At 62.9% G+C, this 17,470-nt stretch carries 11 protein-coding genes; 6 read left to right on the plus strand and 5 right to left on the minus strand.

Annotated features, from left to right (window positions below; all coding sequences use genetic code 11):
* Together KA419_19575 and KA419_19580 are read left to right on the plus strand one after the other, a co-directional pair.
* Nucleotides 1–2,686 (plus strand): RHS repeat-associated core domain-containing protein (locus KA419_19575; protein ID MBP7868136.1); only part of this gene is annotated, 2,686 nt, incomplete at its 5' end.
* A gap of 70 nt (nt 2,687–2,756) precedes the next feature.
* Nucleotides 2,757–3,560, plus strand: a complete 804-nt coding sequence (locus tag KA419_19580) for a hypothetical protein (protein ID MBP7868137.1) — start codon at nt 2,757–2,759, stop codon at nt 3,558–3,560.
* 482 nt (nt 3,561–4,042) lie between these two features.
* Here KA419_19580 and istB read toward each other — a convergent pair whose 3' ends face one another.
* The 5 genes from istB to KA419_19605 form a co-directional block, all read right to left on the minus strand.
* Nucleotides 4,043–4,858 carry an IS21-like element helper ATPase IstB gene (istB, locus tag KA419_19585; GenBank protein ID MBP7868138.1) on the minus strand — a complete coding sequence of 272 codons (816 nt, stop codon included), beginning with the start codon at nt 4,856–4,858 and terminating at the stop codon, nt 4,043–4,045.
* On the minus strand, nt 4,855–6,378 hold the full coding sequence (gene istA / locus KA419_19590; GenBank protein ID MBP7868139.1) for an IS21 family transposase: 1,524 nt from the start codon (nt 6,376–6,378) through the stop codon (nt 4,855–4,857). Before istA ends, istB begins: the two co-directional genes overlap by 4 nt.
* Before the next feature lie 114 nt (nt 6,379–6,492).
* A complete protein-coding gene (locus KA419_19595) occupies nt 6,493–8,073 on the minus strand; it encodes a hypothetical protein (protein ID MBP7868140.1) in 1,581 nt (526 codons plus the stop codon).
* A gap of 234 nt (nt 8,074–8,307) precedes the next feature.
* Nucleotides 8,308–9,351, minus strand: coding sequence for a PrsW family intramembrane metalloprotease (locus KA419_19600; protein MBP7868141.1), 1,044 nt, complete (start codon nt 9,349–9,351; stop codon nt 8,308–8,310).
* A 10-nt stretch (nt 9,352–9,361) separates the two neighbouring features.
* A complete protein-coding gene (locus KA419_19605) occupies nt 9,362–12,385 on the minus strand; it encodes a hypothetical protein (GenBank protein MBP7868142.1) in 3,024 nt (1,007 codons plus the stop codon).
* Nucleotides 12,386–12,779: 394 nt separating this feature from the next.
* Between KA419_19605 and glyQ the strand changes: the two genes are divergently transcribed.
* The 4 genes from glyQ to KA419_19625 form a co-directional block, all read left to right on the plus strand.
* Nucleotides 12,780–13,658, plus strand: a complete 879-nt coding sequence (glyQ, locus tag KA419_19610; protein MBP7868143.1) for a glycine--tRNA ligase subunit alpha — start codon at nt 12,780–12,782, stop codon at nt 13,656–13,658.
* A 10-nt stretch (nt 13,659–13,668) separates the two neighbouring features.
* Nucleotides 13,669–15,759 (plus strand): glycine--tRNA ligase subunit beta, encoded by a 2,091-nt coding sequence (locus KA419_19615; protein ID MBP7868144.1) that lies wholly within the window; start codon nt 13,669–13,671, stop codon nt 15,757–15,759.
* 72 nt (nt 15,760–15,831) lie between these two features.
* Nucleotides 15,832–17,151, plus strand: a complete 1,320-nt coding sequence (locus tag KA419_19620; protein ID MBP7868145.1) for an inositol-3-phosphate synthase — start codon at nt 15,832–15,834, stop codon at nt 17,149–17,151.
* Between the two features lie 103 nt (nt 17,152–17,254).
* The coding region (locus tag KA419_19625; protein ID MBP7868146.1) for a hypothetical protein at nt 17,255–17,470 on the plus strand (216 nt) is incomplete at its 3' end.

The following is a 17,470-nucleotide window of genomic DNA, read 5'->3' on the forward strand; positions in this document are numbered from 1 at the left end:
CTGTGCCTGGAAGGAGTACGACGCCCTGGGGCGGGTGCTCCGGGAGTACGGGCCGGTGAAGACGGACGCGGCCCTGTGGCTGGGGAGCGGCCCCTGGACGCAGTACACCTACGACGCCCTGGGGCGCATGACGAACCGGGCGCGCTTTTCCGCGGACGGGGCGGGGGCGGGGGCGGGCCGGACCGACTACGGCCTCTACGCCGACGCGTACATGCCGGCGGCACCCGTCGGGACGACGGAGACGGTGTACGACGAGGCCAACCGCTGGCGCAAGCTCTACAGGGACGGCTTCGACCGCATCGTCCGGGTGGACGAGCCGGCGCCGACCACGGGCACCTGGCGGACCGACTACGGCTACGACCGCCTGGGCAACCTGACCTACGTGAACAAGCGCAACGCGGCCGGGGGCGACGGCCAGGTCCGCACCTTCACCTACGACTGCCGCGGCAAACTGCTGTCCGCCGCCCTGCCGGAGTTCGCGGGCGGGGTGTTCCATTACCTTTACGACGACGGGGGGAACCTCCTGCAGAAAGGGCTGGATTCCAACGGTCAGCAGGTCTATAACGAGAGCATGAGCTACGACGGCCTGGGGCGCATCCTGACGCGCTCGGTGAACTACGGGGATGGGACGGTGAGCACGACGTACGCCTACGACGTCGGGGCCTACGCCTGGGGAAAACCGTCCAGCGACGTGGTGACCTACCCGGGGGAAGCGGGGCAGGTGGTGTCCATCGCCCGGAGCTACGACTACGAGTGGTTCGGGGCGCTGAAGACAAAAACGGAGACGATCCTCCTGCCCAGCGGGGTGGATGCGCCAGACAACCCGTTCCGGACGCGTTACGAGTACGGCTCAGCCGGGCAACTGACGAAGGTAACGTACCCGTCGGGAGTGGCGAAGGAGTTGTCATATAGGGCCGGGGGCGGCCTGTCCGCGGTGAAGGTAGACGGGGCACCGACGTTCGCGGGGATGACGTCCGCGGCGAACGGGGCGACAGAGGCGGTGAACTACGGGACGGCGACGGGGTCGGTGAGCTCGGTGCGGGTGTACGACCCGACGCGGCTGTGGCCGGTGGAGATGAAGGTGGGGCCGGGGGTGGTGGCCGGGACGGGGCTGCAGGAGGCGAACGTGCTCTTCGGGCTGTCGTACGGCTACGAGGACAACGGGAATGTGACCCAGATGAACCGCTACGTCCAGACGACGCCGGGAGCGGGGCAGCTGCTGCGCTCGTGCAACTACGCCTACGACACCCTCAACCGGCTGAGCGAGTTCACGTACGACCAGACCAACCACTACCACTACGCCATGGACGAGTATGGGAACCTGCTGGCGGAGCAGAAGGTGAGCGGGGGGACGGGCGCGCCCAAGGGGATGGCCATGCCCGTGGACGTGACCACGAACCGGCTGGCGGGCAAGCCGTACGACAGCCTGGGGAACCAGGTGACGACGGAATCGGGGACGGCGACCCTGAATCTAGCCTACTGGGACCAGGGGCACGTGGCCCGGGTCTGGGGCGGCTCCACTGGCAAGACGTACCACTATTACTATGATGCCGCAGGCAAGCGGCGCCTCAAGCTGGTGCGCGCCGACGGCACCCAGGCGGTGCTGGGCTGGACGGTGTCATGCTACGAGGGGGAGGACCTGGCCTGCGAGCAGGACCAGGGCGACCGGGTGCAACCGGACGCGGCCTACGCCTCCAAGTTCCTCCTGACGGACCACCTGGGCACCACGAGAGCCGAACTGCGGATCGACGCCGCGGGCCTCCCCGCGGTGACCCAGTCCACCGACACCATGCCCTATGGTGAATTCATCACAGCACAGGATTACTCAACGGAAAGCTTGGGATTTACGGGAAAACAGATTGCGTTTGAAAATAAATTGTATTATTTTAGTGCAAGAGATTACGGTGATATATCCGGGAGGTTTTATAGTTGTGATCCGATTTATTGCTCCCAGAAACATCTTAGCGAGCCACAGAAGTATAATTTATATTCTTATACTCAAGGAAATCCTATCAATCGGATCGACCCAGACGGTCAAAATTGGTTCAAAGTAAAAAATAAGTGGGAGTGGCATTCTGGAGCTACATATCAAGGTGTATACAGTGGAGTAACGCATATACTTAAAATGGAGAGGACAGGACAGAAAACAAAGGGGGGAGCTGATATATTTAAATTATCTCTCTGGGGAAATAGCGACCCGAAGAAGAGCAAACCTATAACAACCTCTGAGATTGCATTTTCTGGAGGCCGGCCTGATCCAAATGGCAAAGCTTATCCGTCTCTACCTTCCGGAGATTATTCCATCAATCTGAATAAACGAGGGGATGCTAGCACTGTATCGATCATGATGGCAAATAATGAATTGGTATTAGCACCCTTTCATTGTGGTATTCAGGAGATTCAAAGAAGCATCAATTATAATGGGGAACTCGTATCTGCAGATGGATCATGGGGGGAACTGAGAGTTAATCTCATGCAAAATGGAAGAGGTACAAAGTACTATATTCATGGGAAAGGAGGGTACTTTATCGGGGGTAATGATGAGTGTTTTGATATGACAGGCGGTTGCATTGCGGAACCACATCAATTTGTGCTAAGAGCAATATTTGCTTTAGATCCGAATGTTGTTGGAGAAGGAAAGGAAAAGGGACAGATTGCTGTTTCTGATAAGGTCGAGACAGATTGATGAGCGTTATATATACCGCGGCAATATGGATATACAACACTTCGTTCGCATCTAAACAATGGGGAAAGGTATGATTAGCTATTTATTGCCTCTTCTGATAATCTGTTCTACAGATATTGTTAACCCAAATAGAGCTACGTGGTATATAACATCTCCCATCGATTGGCATTACAATAGAGAAACTAATACAACTGAGGCAAAAGCAACACTTTTGTACTTGGGAGGCGATGGGACCGCTTTGGAGATATGCGGAAAAAGCATAAATAAATCTAACAACAAGATAACAGTCAATTTCTACACTTATCATGAGGAAATCCTAATTGCGAAAGGCAGTTGGAAATTAGACAAAGATGGCAATCTGGTATTAAAGCTGAGATGCACTTATTGGTGCGGAAAAATTCTTCCATGGGTTGGACAAGATTATCAGGTGGATGTAAAAAAAGTTTGGATGGCAAAACCCAGAGGAAGGAATAATAGAATAATCGATTATCAAAGAGATGGTGTCAAATTTGTGGCATGTAGTGAACTGGTTGAAAGCGAGAAAATACTTCAAGAAATCGGAAAATTCCGTTCGAGAGTCCCCGCTTCGGCAGTACAGATTCCGTTTGAAGAAGCAGAGAAGAACCTTCTTACCAAGTGTAGCCCACTTTTCCCCCCAGAAGCTGTTAAGGGTGGTGAGGAGGAACGTTTTCTAATCTATGTAAATCAAGAAGGCATTGCTTCGCTGCGTTTGTTTTGGGTAAGTGATTCCAGATTAATCGAACCAGCGAACGATGCAATTAAGCAATGGAGATTTAACCCTTTTGTCATTGACGGAAAAATCTCTGAGATCTGTACTGTTTGGAAAGTGAGTTTCCCAACAGAGAATAAATGAGAACAACCTGACATGTAGATTGGTGTCGGACCCAGCCCTCCAGAGCTTATGCACTGATGCGAACGTGTAAGTTCAAGCTGTCGGAAAACAGCGAAAGAACACCCGACATCCGACAAGTATATGGTACTGTCTATTCCTTTAATATCAGTGGAATGGAATGATTTGTCGAGATTGTCGGGTAAAAAACTAATATTCCCTTTGATCTATTTAAATTCGGTAGCAAGTGTCTCCACGACGCCGAAGAGTAAAAAAACAATCCATGGAATTTTTTGTGGTATTATTCAGGGTATTATGGGAAACAAATTTTATTAACAACTTATATACAAGTTATTTAGATAGATGTTCAATTCCGTCCCTCCGAATCAGAATGTCAACGCAAAAGTGACCCTCTGTGATAAAGCAAAAGTGACCCACCCCGCAGAATCAGAATCAAAGAACGACCGGATCAAGATGGGTTCAGGGACCCATCTTGATCCGCACCTTCAGAGCCCCGCAGGGGCAGCAGTGGCAGCCACTGCGCGATTTTCGCCTTTTTCCCGCGCCCGGTTCCGGTTCTTCAAGCTCTCCGTCAACCGGATGCTCTCCCACTCGAACTGCAGGATGTGGCAGTGATGCGTCAGACGGTCCAGGAGCGCCGCCGTCAGGCTGGCGTCCCCGAAGACACCGGTCCACTCCGGGAAGGGCAGGTTTGACGTCACCAGCAGCGACCCCCGCTCGTACCGGTTGGCAAAGACCTGGAACAGCAGTTCCGCGCCTTCCTTCGAAAAAGGGATGTAGCCCAACTCGTCCACGATCAGGAGCGAGTGCTTGGCCAGGCGGGCCAGGTACCGCTTGAGCTGCCGGTCCTCCCGCGCTTCCACCAGGGTGTTGACCAGGTCGGCCGCCGTGCTGAAGAGCACCCGGTGGCCCTGGCGGCAGGCCTCGATCCCGAAGACGATGGCCGCGTGGGTCTTGCCGGTGCCGTGCCGCCCCAGGATGACCAGGTTCTCCCGTCGACCGATGTACTCCCCGTCCGAGTATTCCCGGACCCTCCGCGCGTCCAGGGCCGGCCACTTCCCCAGGTCCGTCTTCTCCAGCGTCTTCAGGTACGGGAAGCGCGCCGCCCTCAGCCGCCGGACCAGCTGGTTGTTCTGCCGCTGCTCGATCTCCCGCGTCATCAACGACAGCAGGAAGCTCTCGTAGCGCTCCCCCGTCTCCCGCGCCTGGCGGGCACAACCGCGCCACTCCCGAAGGACCGCCGGCAGCTTCAGATGCTTGAGCGTGCTCTCCAGCAACACTTCTTCCGCGGCCGTGTTCATGACCACCCCCCGTTCAGCAGCGCCCCGTAGCGGGACACGTCGCTCGTCCCCACCCTCCGGTCGGTCACCCCGGGCAGCAGGTCCATCGGCAACGGCTCCACCGAAAGCCCGGGGTTCGTCTTTCGCCGCAACAGATGCTTGACCCCGTCGTAACCCAACACGCCCATCTCCAGCGCTTCCGAAACCGCCCCCTCCACCTCGGCCGCCGGGTGCCCCTCATGCAACTGGAGGATCCGGACGAACTCCCGCTTGCCTTTGCTCTCCCCAAACCGCAACTGGAGGCCCGACAGCATCGCCTCGTAGCTTGTCGGCCACGCCTTCCGCCACTGCCGGATCGCCCGGGCGCTGTCGAAAGACGCCACCTTTTCCCCGATTGCCCGCAGGTAGTGCAACGGGTCGATCTGCCACTTGCTGTTCCCGAACACACGCGGGTGGTCCGCCACCAGACGGTTCCCGTCGTAGATCCGCACCCGCCAGCACCCCACCTGCACCCGCAACTGGCGTCCCACATACGCTTCCGGCACCGAGTAGCGGTTCCGGTCCACCCCCGCCGTCTGGTACCGGCTGATCTTCACCGTCGCCAGTTTCTCGTTCTCGTAGGGCTTCGCCGGAAGCGGCAGCAACCGGGCCTGTTCCTCCTCGTGCCGTTCAAGGACCGTCCGGTCGTCCTCCCGGCCCGCCAGCACCCTCAGGGCGTCTTTCGCACACCGGTCGGACAGCAGACGATTCAGTTCCTCGTAATCCGATACCGCCGGCAGCGGGACCAGGAAGTTCCGCCGCGCGTACCCCACCAGGCCCTCAACCCCTCCTTTCTCGTTTCCTTTCCCAGGGTTGCAGTAGCGCGCCGCGAACGTGTGGTAACTCCGGAAACTCACGAACCGCGCCTGCTCCAACCGCTGCTTCCCCCGCATCACCGTCCGCACCGCCAGCGTCAGGTTGTCGTAGACCAACGTCGGGAAAACTCCCCCAAAAAAGGTGAACGCCGACTGATGGCCGTCAAAGAACATCTCCTGACGCTCACACGGGTACGCCTTTACGTAGGCCATCCCCGAGTACTTCGACCGCATGCAGAACAGCCGGACTTCCTGCCGCTCTCCTCCCATGATCACCCAGGCCCGGCCCCAGTCCACTTCCGCCTCCCCACCCAGGAGCGGCTCCAGCGGTATGACCGATTCGCTCCGCCCCAGCCCCAGCTCCGCCTTGCACCGGCGAACCCAGCGGCGCACCGTCGATTCCGCCCCGGAAAACCCCGCTTCCTCCTTCAACCGCTTCCAGATCCGCCGCGCCGTGTGCCGCTGCTTCTTCGGGTTGCTCTTGTCTTCCACCAGCCATCCCCGGATTCGATCCCCCACCACTTCCATCACCGGCTCCGCCGGCTCCCGGGTCCGCCGGTACTTCGGCTCCTTCCCTTCCAAGATCTTCCGGATCGTCTTCCGATGATGCCCGTACTCCCGGGCCAGTTCCCGGATCGTCTTCCCGTACACCCGATGCGCCGTCCGTATCATCTCGTATTGATCCATCCCAAGCATCCTTTCTCCTCTGTCGCCGCAAGTTTTTTCTCGCCAGCTTACCAGAGGACGGTGTGGGGGGTGGGTCACTTTTGTGTTATCACTCCCCCCTTGCCTGGGTCACTTTTACTTTATCAATGCCATCCGAATTTCATAAACACCTCCCGATGAAGAGACAAGCAAAGTATCTCCTACAGGAAGAAATTCCCATCCGTAGCCTTTTATTTGCTTAAGTGGCGAGAAGATCTGATCTTCTGTTCGATTCGCAGGTTGATTTCCCGCCCTAGCTTCTGAACCCATCACATAAACACCGGTATTTGTGCCGACAAAAACCTTCCCCTGATGACGGATAATGGACCATATGACGCCATGTAGACCGGAGCGTTCATCAAAGAGAGAGAAAGACGAGGAAATCTCAAGTCGAGACAGACCATTAGACAGAGCTAGCCAGAGCCCTCCCTCCTGATCCTCACAATATCCATGAACAATGTCGTCCTTCAACCCTCTCGCTTTGTCGAGATTGCACTTGATATTCCCCCGGTCATCGAGAATGATTAATCCTCCAGCTTTCATCATTAACAGATACTTGCCGTCAGAAAGAATTCCTCCATTTTTTAGGATCCTGTTCCTTATCAGAGATTCGGCTTCATTCCTATAAGGGATAAGACTAATTCCATCATAAAGAAAAAGTGAATCAAGCGTACCAATCAGCATCGTCTTTCGACTTGTCGCAGTATCTGGGTTTTGAAAGTGTGGGCCGATCGGAAGCATTATCCTAACCTCCGATTCGACGAGCTTTTCACATCCCGCCAGCCTTCGCAGGGAGTTTCCAGACATTTCGAGAATCCCGGTTCCTCTCTGCCAGAGGTAAATCTTCTCTCTCACAGAGAAGGAGCGTAGAAATTCACTCGCGGATTTCCATGCGATTATCTTGTCGCCAGTCCAAAGGAAAAGATATTCTAAAGCCCGGAAATAGACTCCTGCCGTCGTAGTGTGTATAGACAATACATTGCTAAAGGAACACGCATTCTCATCAACTTTGCCTTTCAGAGAAATGTAGTGCATCTGCCCTCTGGGATCAGGTTCAAGAAAACCGATCTCACCGATGCCTCCGACAAAGATTGTTCCATTTTTGTCCACAGCTAGGGAATTGACCAAACTTTTTCCGGCAATCCGGATCAGCCGCCAGGAGACGCCGTCGTACTCGAGGATGCCTTCCTGGTTGGCGACGTAAATGATCCCCCGCTTGTCCTGGACGACCGCCATGTTCTCGGGGCCGCCGCCGGTTTCGCGGGGGAGGTAGTTGCGGATGAAGGGGAACCCCTCCTCCCGGGAGCGGTCCGGGGGGGCGGCGGTCGTGAACGGGGCAGGCCCCGGGGGGGAGGCGCCAGCTCGTGGAGGGAGCGCCGCGGCGGTCGGCGGGGTCAGGGTCGCGGCGCGTGGAGGCGCCCCGGTTGCCCGGGCCGCGCCGGTCGGCTGCGCCGGCCGTCCCGGGAGCCCCGCGGGGTGGGCGGGAGCCGGTGGGGGCCACGGGGCTAGAAGCCAAAGGGCGAGGAGGGCCAGGCCCATTCCCGGCCGAAGACCGGCGGGCCTCGGGGCCGGGTCCGGATAGGCGCGGCCGGCGTTCTTGCAGTCCCGTGTCGCGACGGTTAAGAACATGCTGGGACAATAGTGGATAGCCGGAGGAAATTCAAGGGGAATGTTCAAGGAGGCCGCCACGCGTCGGGCCGGGGCCGGGCCCCCTTCATCATGAAACGCGAAAAGCCTTTTCGGTAACCATGAACCGCACGAAAGAAGATGACAGGCGACAGGCGACAGGAGACGTGAGACAGGAGACAGGAGACAGAGGACGGGAAGCCGGGGAACGAAGAGGTCCGGCCGATGTTTCGAGTGATCGATCCCACGATCTTGCGCGATTTGACAACATTCCACTTTGTGTACTTAAGCCCACGGCCCACAGCCTCCCGTCACCCCCCCCGCCCCGCTTTCCAGTTGGTGGATCTGCCAGAAGTCCCGGGAGGTGCGGGGCAGGATGGGCGCGAGGGCCCGGAGCCCCGCCCGCCCGATGGAGCGTTCCAGCGCCTTCAGTTCGCGGAGCTTGTCGGCTACGGCGGGGTCGGGTTCCACCGGCAGGCCCGCCTCCTTCCGCAGGAGGTCTCCCTTGGCCCGGATGGACAACTCCAGCCAGACGCGGAGGTAGCAGTGGATGTCCACCACCGTTTCCGGCGGGAAGGTCCGGGCGACCTGGCGGAGGAACTGGCCGGACGGGGTCGAGGAGAAGTGACCGGACGTGATCTCCCGGAGACGGGCGACGTCGTGGTCCATGCCCTCGCCCAGCCAGCGGTGGAGCATCGCCTCGCTCCGGAGGAAGACGGCGCCCGCCAGCACCGGGAGGCCGAAGATCAGGAGCGCCGACGCCGCGGCGGGCGGCAGCCAGCCGAGGTTGTAGACCGCGTGGACCGCCCAGGCCGTCACGAGGCCCGGAAGGCAGACGGCCGACCCCAGCCCGGGGCGGAGGTCGGCCAGGCAGCGGGCGGCCACGGCCACCACCAGGGTGTTGGTCCCGTGAAGCAGGGCCGTCCCGAAGCCGCGGAGCAGCCAGACAGCCAGGTTGCGGTCCGGCATCGCGGCGAGGTACCAGGCGTTCTCCACCAGGGAAAAGCCCGCCCCCACGGCGAAGCCCACGATGGCCGCGTCCACGGTGAAGCCCAGGCGCCGCCGCCGGATCAGGACGATCACCGGCAGGGCCTTGGCACTCTCCTCCACGAGGGGCAGCAGCGCCTTCGCGTAGAGGTCGGCGAAGGGCCCGCCGAGACGGAACACCAGGCTCGCCAGGCCCCAGCACAGCAGCGCCGCCCCGGCCCCGAAGAGGACGGAGAGCGCGATGCGGCGCCCTGAAACGAGCTTGTAGCCGTCCAGGAAGACCAGCCCCCCCAGGAAGGCGAAGACGGGCAACACGGCGACGGCGACAGCCAGGGGGTCCACGGCGGCGCCCTCAGAGCAGTTTCAGGGAGACCATGAACTCCCCGGACCGGCGGCCGTCGGAGCGGCAGGCGCCTGCGACGCCGAACGAGAGCGTGGAGTTCAGGTGGGAGAAGAGAACCACGCGGAAGTCGAGTTGCGCGCCGGCGTTGAACCAGCGTTCCCCGTCGTCCCACCGGCCGATCCCCGTCAGGAGCGCAGACCCGAACAGGCTCAGGCGCACCCAGTTGCAGTAGAGCCAGGGTTTCCCGAGCCGCTCGAAGCGGTGGGGCGGGAGGCCCCACTCCACCATGGCCCGGGCGAAGTCGGGGGCGCCGATCTCGCTGATCTCCACCCCGGGAAAGCGGCTGACGAGCCGGTACTGGCTGATCTCCCGGTGGTCCACCCAGTTGTTGCCGAACCCGCCGAAGTAGAAGTTCCCCAGGGAGTCGTCGTGGTCGCCGAAGGCTTTCCCTGCCGCGAACCGGAACCACAGGGGCGAGTTGCGCAAGGGGGTGAGGAAACCGTAATCGAAGGTCCCCCAGACGGAGGTGAAGACGTCGGATCCGGCGATGGTGCAGCGCGCCGCCCCCTTGAGCTGGTACCCCTTCTCGTCGTCGACGGCGCCCAGGGACTTGTCCAGGTGCGCGTAGGTGAGGGCGCCGTGCCCCGTGAAGAAGTTTCGGTGGGTCGTCTGGATGTCCTGGTAGTAGGGGAGTTCCTCCATGCCGCCGTAGAAGGCCGCGCTCCAGTCGAAGTCCAGGGTGCGGGGCTGGTCGTAGATGAGGGACTTCTTGTGCTCGAGCTTCGCCCAGTACCCCTTCCGGCTGGTCTTGGTGGGGCCGAAGAGGTCGTAGAAATCGGCGGTGTTGTACCCGCCGGTCACTTTCCACATCCAGTGCCGGAAGTCGAAGCCGACGTGGACGCACTCGGTCCGGGACCCGCCGCTGGACGGCGAGGCGGTGAGGGAGACCCCCAGGGCGGTCAGGCCGAGGTGATCCATCAGCTCCGCCCGGAAACCGCCGGCCGCGGTCTGCTTGTAACCCTGCACGACGGGGTAGAGGGAGAGCCACGACAGGTTTCGGAGGGGTTGGTACGCGCCGGTCGCGGTGATCCGTTTTTCGATGTCGATGTCACCCGGGGAGTCCAGTTTCCACGTTTTGACCACCGGGTATTCCCGGACGATCCGCTGGCCGAGGTACTCGACGGCATTGACGTCCTCGAGGGGCACGGCGTCGATGCGGACCGGCAGGAAACCGTCGGAGGTGTAGCGGAACGCCACCAGGGCGCCGCCGGGGAGGGGCAGGGGACGGAAGAGCCCGGTCTCGGCGTTGCTGACGACGTCGGTCTTCCCGGTGGCCAGTTCGTGCCGGAAGAGGTTGGAGACGCCGGTGTCGTACGAGGAGCCGAAGAGGTACTTCCCGTCGGGGGAGAACACGAAGTTGGCCGGGGAGGAGAACGCGAAGTCGTGGAGGACCCTGGGGTCCAGTTTCCCCTTCCGGAGCGCCGCCGTCTCGCAGCACACCAGCTTCATCCGGCCGGCGGGGTCGGACAGGGCCCCCGACAGAAGCCTGCCGTCGGGGGAGATGTCGATGTCGAAGAGGTCGGTGCCGTAGGGGAGGGCGACGAGGTCGGCCCAGAGCTGGTAGGGCGCTTCGAGCCGGGCCACCACGGACACCCCGTTCTCGTGCCGCAGGGCCCAGAGGGACCCGTCGGCCGGGTTGAAGGCGAGGTCGCCCCCCCGGAAGTCCCGGATCAGCAGGCGGCTCCGGCCCGAGGCCAGGTCGAGGGCGTTGAGGTCCCGCCACTGGTTGTTGTCGGTGGTGTAGAAGAGGGTCCGTTTCACGGGGTCGAGGGCCAGGGAGCAGACGTAGAAGAGGGCGGCCCCCTTGAGGTCCTGCAGGTGCTCCACCTCGCCGGTGTCCAGGTGGATGGCGGCGAGGTGCGCCGGGCGGCCGAGGGTCCGGACCCCCGCGTAGACCGTCCGGCCGTCGGCGTCGGCGCACGGCCGCGAGAGCGACCCCAGGGCGACCCGCGTCAACGGGGCGCCGGCCGTCACGGGGTACTGCCGAATCCGCTCGAGGTTCGCCTGCTGCCACCGCTTTTCCGCCTCGATCCACTGCTGCCAGCCTTCCGAGAGGGACCGGCCGTAGACCTTCTTGAACTGTGACGCGAAATACCGGTGGGTCCCCTCTTTCCGGTTGACCCACTCCAGGAGCTTGTCCGGGCCGTATTCACCGGCCAGCCAGGACATGAAGCGCGTCCCGTAGAGGTAGGAGTTGACGCCCACCTGGAAGTCGATGGCGGTGCCTTCCGATTCCAGCCCCACCGGGTCGTAGATGGTCCGGCCCTCCCGGACGAGGGTCCGGAACACCATCTCGTCGTAGCCCCCGAGGGTGCGGCCCAGCCCGCCGGAGGTCCAGGTCTCCATGAACACGGCGATCCCCTCGTGGTACCAGCGGGGGGAGTACCGCCGGGGGTTGGTGAGGAAGGTCCACAGGATCGAGGTCGGGTCCTCCGCCCGGGGGGAGACCTTCCCGAGGAAGAGCTTTCGGAAGAGGAGGTCCGACCCCGCCCCCTTGTCGCAGATCACCACGTGGACCAGTTCGTGTTTCATCAGCCAGTTCATCCGCTCGTTGGCGGGCATGGTCTCGTAGGTGGTGCTGAAGGGTGCGAGGCCCACGCTGACGTGGTTGCGGGGGACGGAGTCGGCGCCGGCGTGGCCGTAGTCCGCGAAGTCCTCCAGGAGGATCGTGACCTTCTCCTTCGACCGGTAGTCGAAGAAACGCTGGTAAAACTGCATCGCGTTCTCGAAACACTTCTCCAGGTGGGTGACCACGAAGGCGTGCAGGTCGGTGTAGGTGATCAGCCGCAGGTCCGCGGTTTCCTGGGCTTTCAGGGGGACCTTCGCCCGGACGGGGGAGGCGCCGGCCGCCAGGGCCGCCACCGCGGCGAGACCGGCCAGGCGCAGGAGGCGGCGAACGGTCGGGCGCCGGGCCGGGGCGGGAGGGGGGAGGACGGGCGTTCGTTCCGTTCGAACAAGGTTCAGGCGGGTCATGGGGACCTCCGGCGATTTCACGACAATCCCATTGTCAACCGGCCGTTTGCGGAAGTCAAGGGCCGTGTCGGTCCCCCGAAGCGGTGACCGGCAGGCAGTGCGTGCCCCTCCCGACGGACACCGGGAGCGGTCGGGCTTCGCCAGGCGCCCGGAGCTTGTGGGTGAGGCCGGTGGCGCCTCTCCCGGTTTATCAGTGTTCATCCGTGTTCATCCGTGTTCATCCGTGGTCAAACGCGGGCAGCGGTCGACCGTCGAGCCGTTTTTCCCGTGTATTCAACGGCTTTTCCCCCGGTTTGCCCGGGATCGGGGCGGTCGGCCCGCTTTTTTTTCGAACACCGGGGGGGTTTTCTGTTACAATGCGCTCTTTTGAGAACGTAGCCCGGGGGTTCGCGTGCTGACACTTCAGGAAATCATTCTCCGGCTCCAGGAGTACTGGAACCGGCACGGCTGCATCATCCAGCAACCCTACGACGTGGAGGTCGGCGCCGGGACCATGCACCCCGAGACCTTCCTGCGGGTCCTGGGCCCGGAGCCCTACCGCGTGGGGTACGTGATGCCGTCCCGCCGGCCGACGGACGGCCGCTACGGCGAGAACCCCAACCGGGTCCAGAAGCACCTCCAGTACCAGGTCATCCTCAAACCGTCGCCCGACGATGTCCAGGACCTCTACATCCGCAGCCTGGAAGCTGTTGGTATCAATCTGAAAAAGCATGACTTCCGTTTCGAGGAGGACAACTGGGAATCGCCCACCCTCGGCGCCTGGGGGGTCGGGTGGCAGGTCCTCCTGGACGGGCTCGAGATCACCCAGTTCACCTACTTCCAGCAGGCCGGCGGCCTGGACCTCGACCCCATCTCCTGCGAGATCACCTACGGGCTGGAGCGCATCGGGACCTTCATCGCCGGCGTGGAGAGCATCTACGATCTCCGCTGGCAGGAGGGGGTGAGTTACGGCGACATCCGTTTCTGGGAAGAGGTGGAGTTCTCGAAGTACAACTTCGAGGCCGCCGACGTCCCCATGCTCTGGACCCTCTTCGACCTGTACGAGAAGGAGTGCGCCCGGCTCCTGGAGGCGGGGCTCGTGCTGCCCGCCTACGACTACTGCCTGAAGTGCTCCCACACCTTCAACCTGCTGGACTCGCGCGGCGCCATCAGCGTGACGCAGCGGGTGGGGCTGATCGGCCGCGTGCGGAAACTCGCCTGCGGGGTGGCGAGGGGTTATGCCGCCCGTCGCGCCGAGCTGGGTTTCCCCCTCGGCGGGAAACGGGCGGAGTGAGGAGGTCTTCATGGCAAAGGAGTTTTTGCTCGAAATCGGCTGCGAGGAGATCCCCCACTGGATGATCCCCGATGCCCTCGGCGCCCTGGCCGATCGCTTGAGGAGCGTCCTGGCGGAGGCCCTGCTCCCGCCCGGCGAATGCCGCACCTTCGCGACGCCCCGTCGACTGGTGGTGTGCCTCCCCGAACTGCCCGAGCGTCAGCCGGACCGGGTGGACGAGGTCAGCGGCCCGCCGGCCGCCGTCGGGGTGGACGCCGGCGGGAACTTCACGAAGGCCGCCCTGGGCTTCGCCGCCCGGCAGGGTGCGTCCGCGGGCGACCTGGTCCTCCTCGACACCCCGAAGGGGCGTTACGTCGGCCTTCGAAAGACCCTGGCGGGCCGCGACGCGGCCGAGATCCTGGCCGAGGCCCTGCCGGGCGTGATCCGGGGCATCCCCTTCCCGAAAAACATGGTGTGGAAGGACCCTTCCTTCACCTTCGTGCGCCCCCTGCGGAACCTGCTGGCCCTGCTGGGGGGGCGGGTCGTCCCCTTCGAGCTGGCCGGCGTGAAGGCGGGCGACACCACCTTCGGGCACCGTTTCCTCGGGGGCGGGGCGATCCCGGTGAGCGGTTTCGAGGACTACCGCGCGAAGCTGGAGGCCAACGGCGTCATGGTGGACCCGGAGGACCGGCGGGGGAAGATCCGCCGGGAGATCGCCGCCATCGAGGCGGAGACGGGCCTGGGGACCATCCCCGACGACGACCTGCTCAACCAGGTGGTCTCCCTCAACGAGTGGCCGACGGTGGTGGCGGGGGCCTTCGACGAGCGCTTCCTGGCCCTGCCCCGCGAAGTCCTGGTGACCGTCATGCGGAAGCACCAGAAGTACTTCTCCCTGGCGGACGGGGGGGGGAACCTGGCCGCCCGCTTCATGGCCGTCATCAACACCCACGGAGATCCCGAGGGGATGATCCGGGCCGGCCACGAGCGCGTCCTGCACGCCCGGCTCAACGACGCCGAGTTCTTCTGGGACACCGACCGGCGCCGGCCGCTGGACCAGCGGGTCCCCACCCTCGCCAACGTGCTCTTCCAGGAAGCCCTGGGCAGCTACTTCGAGAAGGTCGAGCGCCTGGAATCCCTGGCCCCGGTGGTGGCCCGCGCCTGCGGGCTCGACGGGGAGGGGGCCGGGCACGCCACCCTGGCGGCCCGCCTCTGCAAGGCGGACCTGACCACGGAGATGGTCAAGGAGCTGACGGAACTCCAGGGCGTGATGGGCGGCCTCTACGCCCGGGAGGAGAAGCTCCCCGAGGGCGTTTGGAAAGCCATGTACGAGCACTATCGCCCCGAGGGGCCCGAGGATTCGATCCCGGCATCCCCCGAGGGCGCCGTGCTCTCCCTGGCCGACAAGATGGACACCGTGACGGGCATGCTCGGGATGGGCTTCGTCCCCTCCGGTTCCCGCGACCCCTTCGGCTTGCGGCGCCAGGCGTCCGGGATCTGCCGGATCGTGGTGGAGCGCGGCCTGGACGTGGACCTCGAACCGCTCTTCCGGGCGGCGTCGGAACTGCTGAAGGCCAGGATCACCGCGTCGTGGGAGCAACTGGGACCGGTCGTCGCCGAGTTCCTGGGCGCGCGCGTCCAGCACCTCTTCCAGACCATGGGGTTCGGCTACGACGAGATCAACGCCGTCTCCGCCTTCTCCGCCTGGCGTCCCGCCGACGCCCGCCGGCGGCTGGACGCCCTGGTGAAGATCCGGGGGCAGGAACGCTTCGCGGGGCTCTTCACGGCGCGCAAGCGGGTGGCCAACATCCTGTCCAAGCAGGCGGGGCGCGTGGCGGGGGACCCCGACCCGGCCCGCTTCGCCGACGAGGCGGAACGACGCCTCCACGCCGTCTTCACCGAGCTGGCCGGGCCGTTCTCCGCCGCCGTCGCCGAGCGCCGCTACCCGGATGCCCTCGCCCTGGTGGAGCGGTTCGCGGAGCCGGTGGACGACTTCTTCGTCAAGGTCCTGGTCATGCACGAGGACGAGGCCGTCCGGACCAACCGCCTCCGGCTGCTGAAGAAGATCGCGGACCTTTTCGACGGTCTGTGCGACTTCTCGGCCCTGGTGATGGAGGGGAAGTAGAAACGGGATTCGGTTACGGAGAGGGATTCGTGCGCGGGTCCCCTCAAACTCAATACGTCGAGGTTAGTCATCATGATTGAAAAAGGTGTGAAAATCGCTCCTCCCCAGGGCAAGGTCGGCGTGTTGCTGCCGGGCCTGGGCGCCGTGGCCACGACCTTCGTCGCGGGCGTGCTGAGCGTCCGCCGGGGGCTGTCCATCCCCATCGGGTCCATGACCCAGATGGGACACATCCGGATCGGGAAGCGGACGGAGAACCGGTCGCCGAAGGTGAAGGACTTCGTGCCGCTGGCGGGCCTGGACCAGCTGGTGTTCGGCGGGTGGGACATCTTCGAGGACACGGCCTTCGAGAGCGCCATGAAGGCGCAGGTGCTGCGGAAGGACGACCTGATGCCGCTGCGGGACGAGATGGAGGCCATCAAGCCCATGAGCGCCGTGTTCAGCAAGGACTACGTGAAGAAGCTGGACGGGCCGAACGTGAAGCAGGCCGCCACCAAGTGGGACTTGGCGCGGATGCTGATGGAGGACATCCAGCGGTTCAAGGAAGCCAACGGGTGCGACCGGCTGGTGATGGTGTGGTGCGGGTCCACGGAGGTCTACCTGCCGGAGGGCCCGGTTCACGCGACGCTGGAGTCGCTGGAGGCGGGGCTCAAGGCCAACGACCCGAACATCCCCTCCAGCATGATCTACGCCTACGTGGCCATCAAGATGGGGATCCCGTACGCGAACGGGGCGCCGAACCTGAGCGGGGACATCCCGGCGCTGGAGGAACTGGCGAAGGAGAACCGGTCGCCAATCATGGGGAAGGACTTCAAGACGGGTCAGACCCTGATGAAGACGATCCTGGCGCCGGGGTTCAAGGCGCGGCTGCTGGGGGTTTCGGGGTGGTACTCGACGAACATCCTGGGGAACCGGGACGGGGAAGTGCTGGACGACCCGGAGTCGTTCAAGACCAAGGAGACGAGCAAGCTGTCGGTGCTGGACACGATCCTGCAGCCGGAGCTTTACCCGGAGCTTTACAAGGATCTGCACCACGTGGTGCGGATCAACTACTACCCGCCGCGGGGGGACAACAAGGAAGGGTGGGACAACATCGACATTTTCGGGTGGATGGGTTACCCGATGCAGATCAAGGTGAACTTCCTGTGCCGGGACAGCATCCTGGCGGCGCCCATCGTGCTGGACCTGGTGCTGCTCATGGACCTGGCGCGGCGGAGCGGGATGTACGGGATCCAGGAGTGGCTGTCGTTCTTCTTCAAGAGCCCGCACCACGCGCGGGGGCTGTACCCGGAACACGACCTGTTCATCCAGCAGATGAAGCTGAAGAACACGCTGCGGCACCTCATGGGCGAGGAGCAGATCACCCACCTGGGACTGGACTACTACTACGCGTAACGGCCGTACGCGCCGCCTGCCGGGCGGCGCACCCGTACGCGCCGCCTGCCGGGCGGCGCACTCCGGTGAACAACCTCCGCGCCGCCCGGCAGGCGGCGCGTACGTGGATGCCATCTGCCGGATGGCGCACTCCGGTGAACAACCCCTGCGCCGCCCGGCAGGCGGCGCGTACGTGGATGCCATCTGCCGGATGGCGCACTCCGGTGAACAACCTCCGCGCCGCCCGGCAGGCGGCGCGTACGTGGATGCCATCTGCCGGATGGCGCACTCCGGTGAACAACCCCTGCGCCGCCCGGCAGGCGGCGCGTACGTGGATGCC

This window comes from Acidobacteriota bacterium, from assembly GCA_018001935.1.
In the GTDB taxonomy this organism is placed as follows: Bacteria; Acidobacteriota; JAAYUB01; order JAAYUB01; family JAAYUB01; genus JAGNHB01.

Excerpts from the sequence above, each read along its gene's own strand:
- KA419_19580 (MBP7868137.1), top strand. The coding sequence starts at position 2,757 with ATGATTAGCTATTTATTGCCTCTTCTGATAATCTGTTCTACAGATATT.
- KA419_19620 (MBP7868145.1), top strand. The coding sequence starts at position 15,832 with ATGATTGAAAAAGGTGTGAAAATCGCTCCTCCCCAGGGCAAGGTCGGC.
- istB (MBP7868138.1), bottom strand. The coding sequence starts at position 4,858 with ATGAACACGGCCGCGGAAGAAGTGTTGCTGGAGAGCACGCTCAAGCAT.
- istA (MBP7868139.1), bottom strand. The coding sequence starts at position 6,378 with ATGGATCAATACGAGATGATACGGACGGCGCATCGGGTGTACGGGAAG.
- KA419_19615 (MBP7868144.1), top strand. The coding sequence starts at position 13,669 with ATGGCAAAGGAGTTTTTGCTCGAAATCGGCTGCGAGGAGATCCCCCAC.
- KA419_19605 (MBP7868142.1), bottom strand. The coding sequence starts at position 12,385 with ATGACCCGCCTGAACCTTGTTCGAACGGAACGAACGCCCGTCCTCCCC.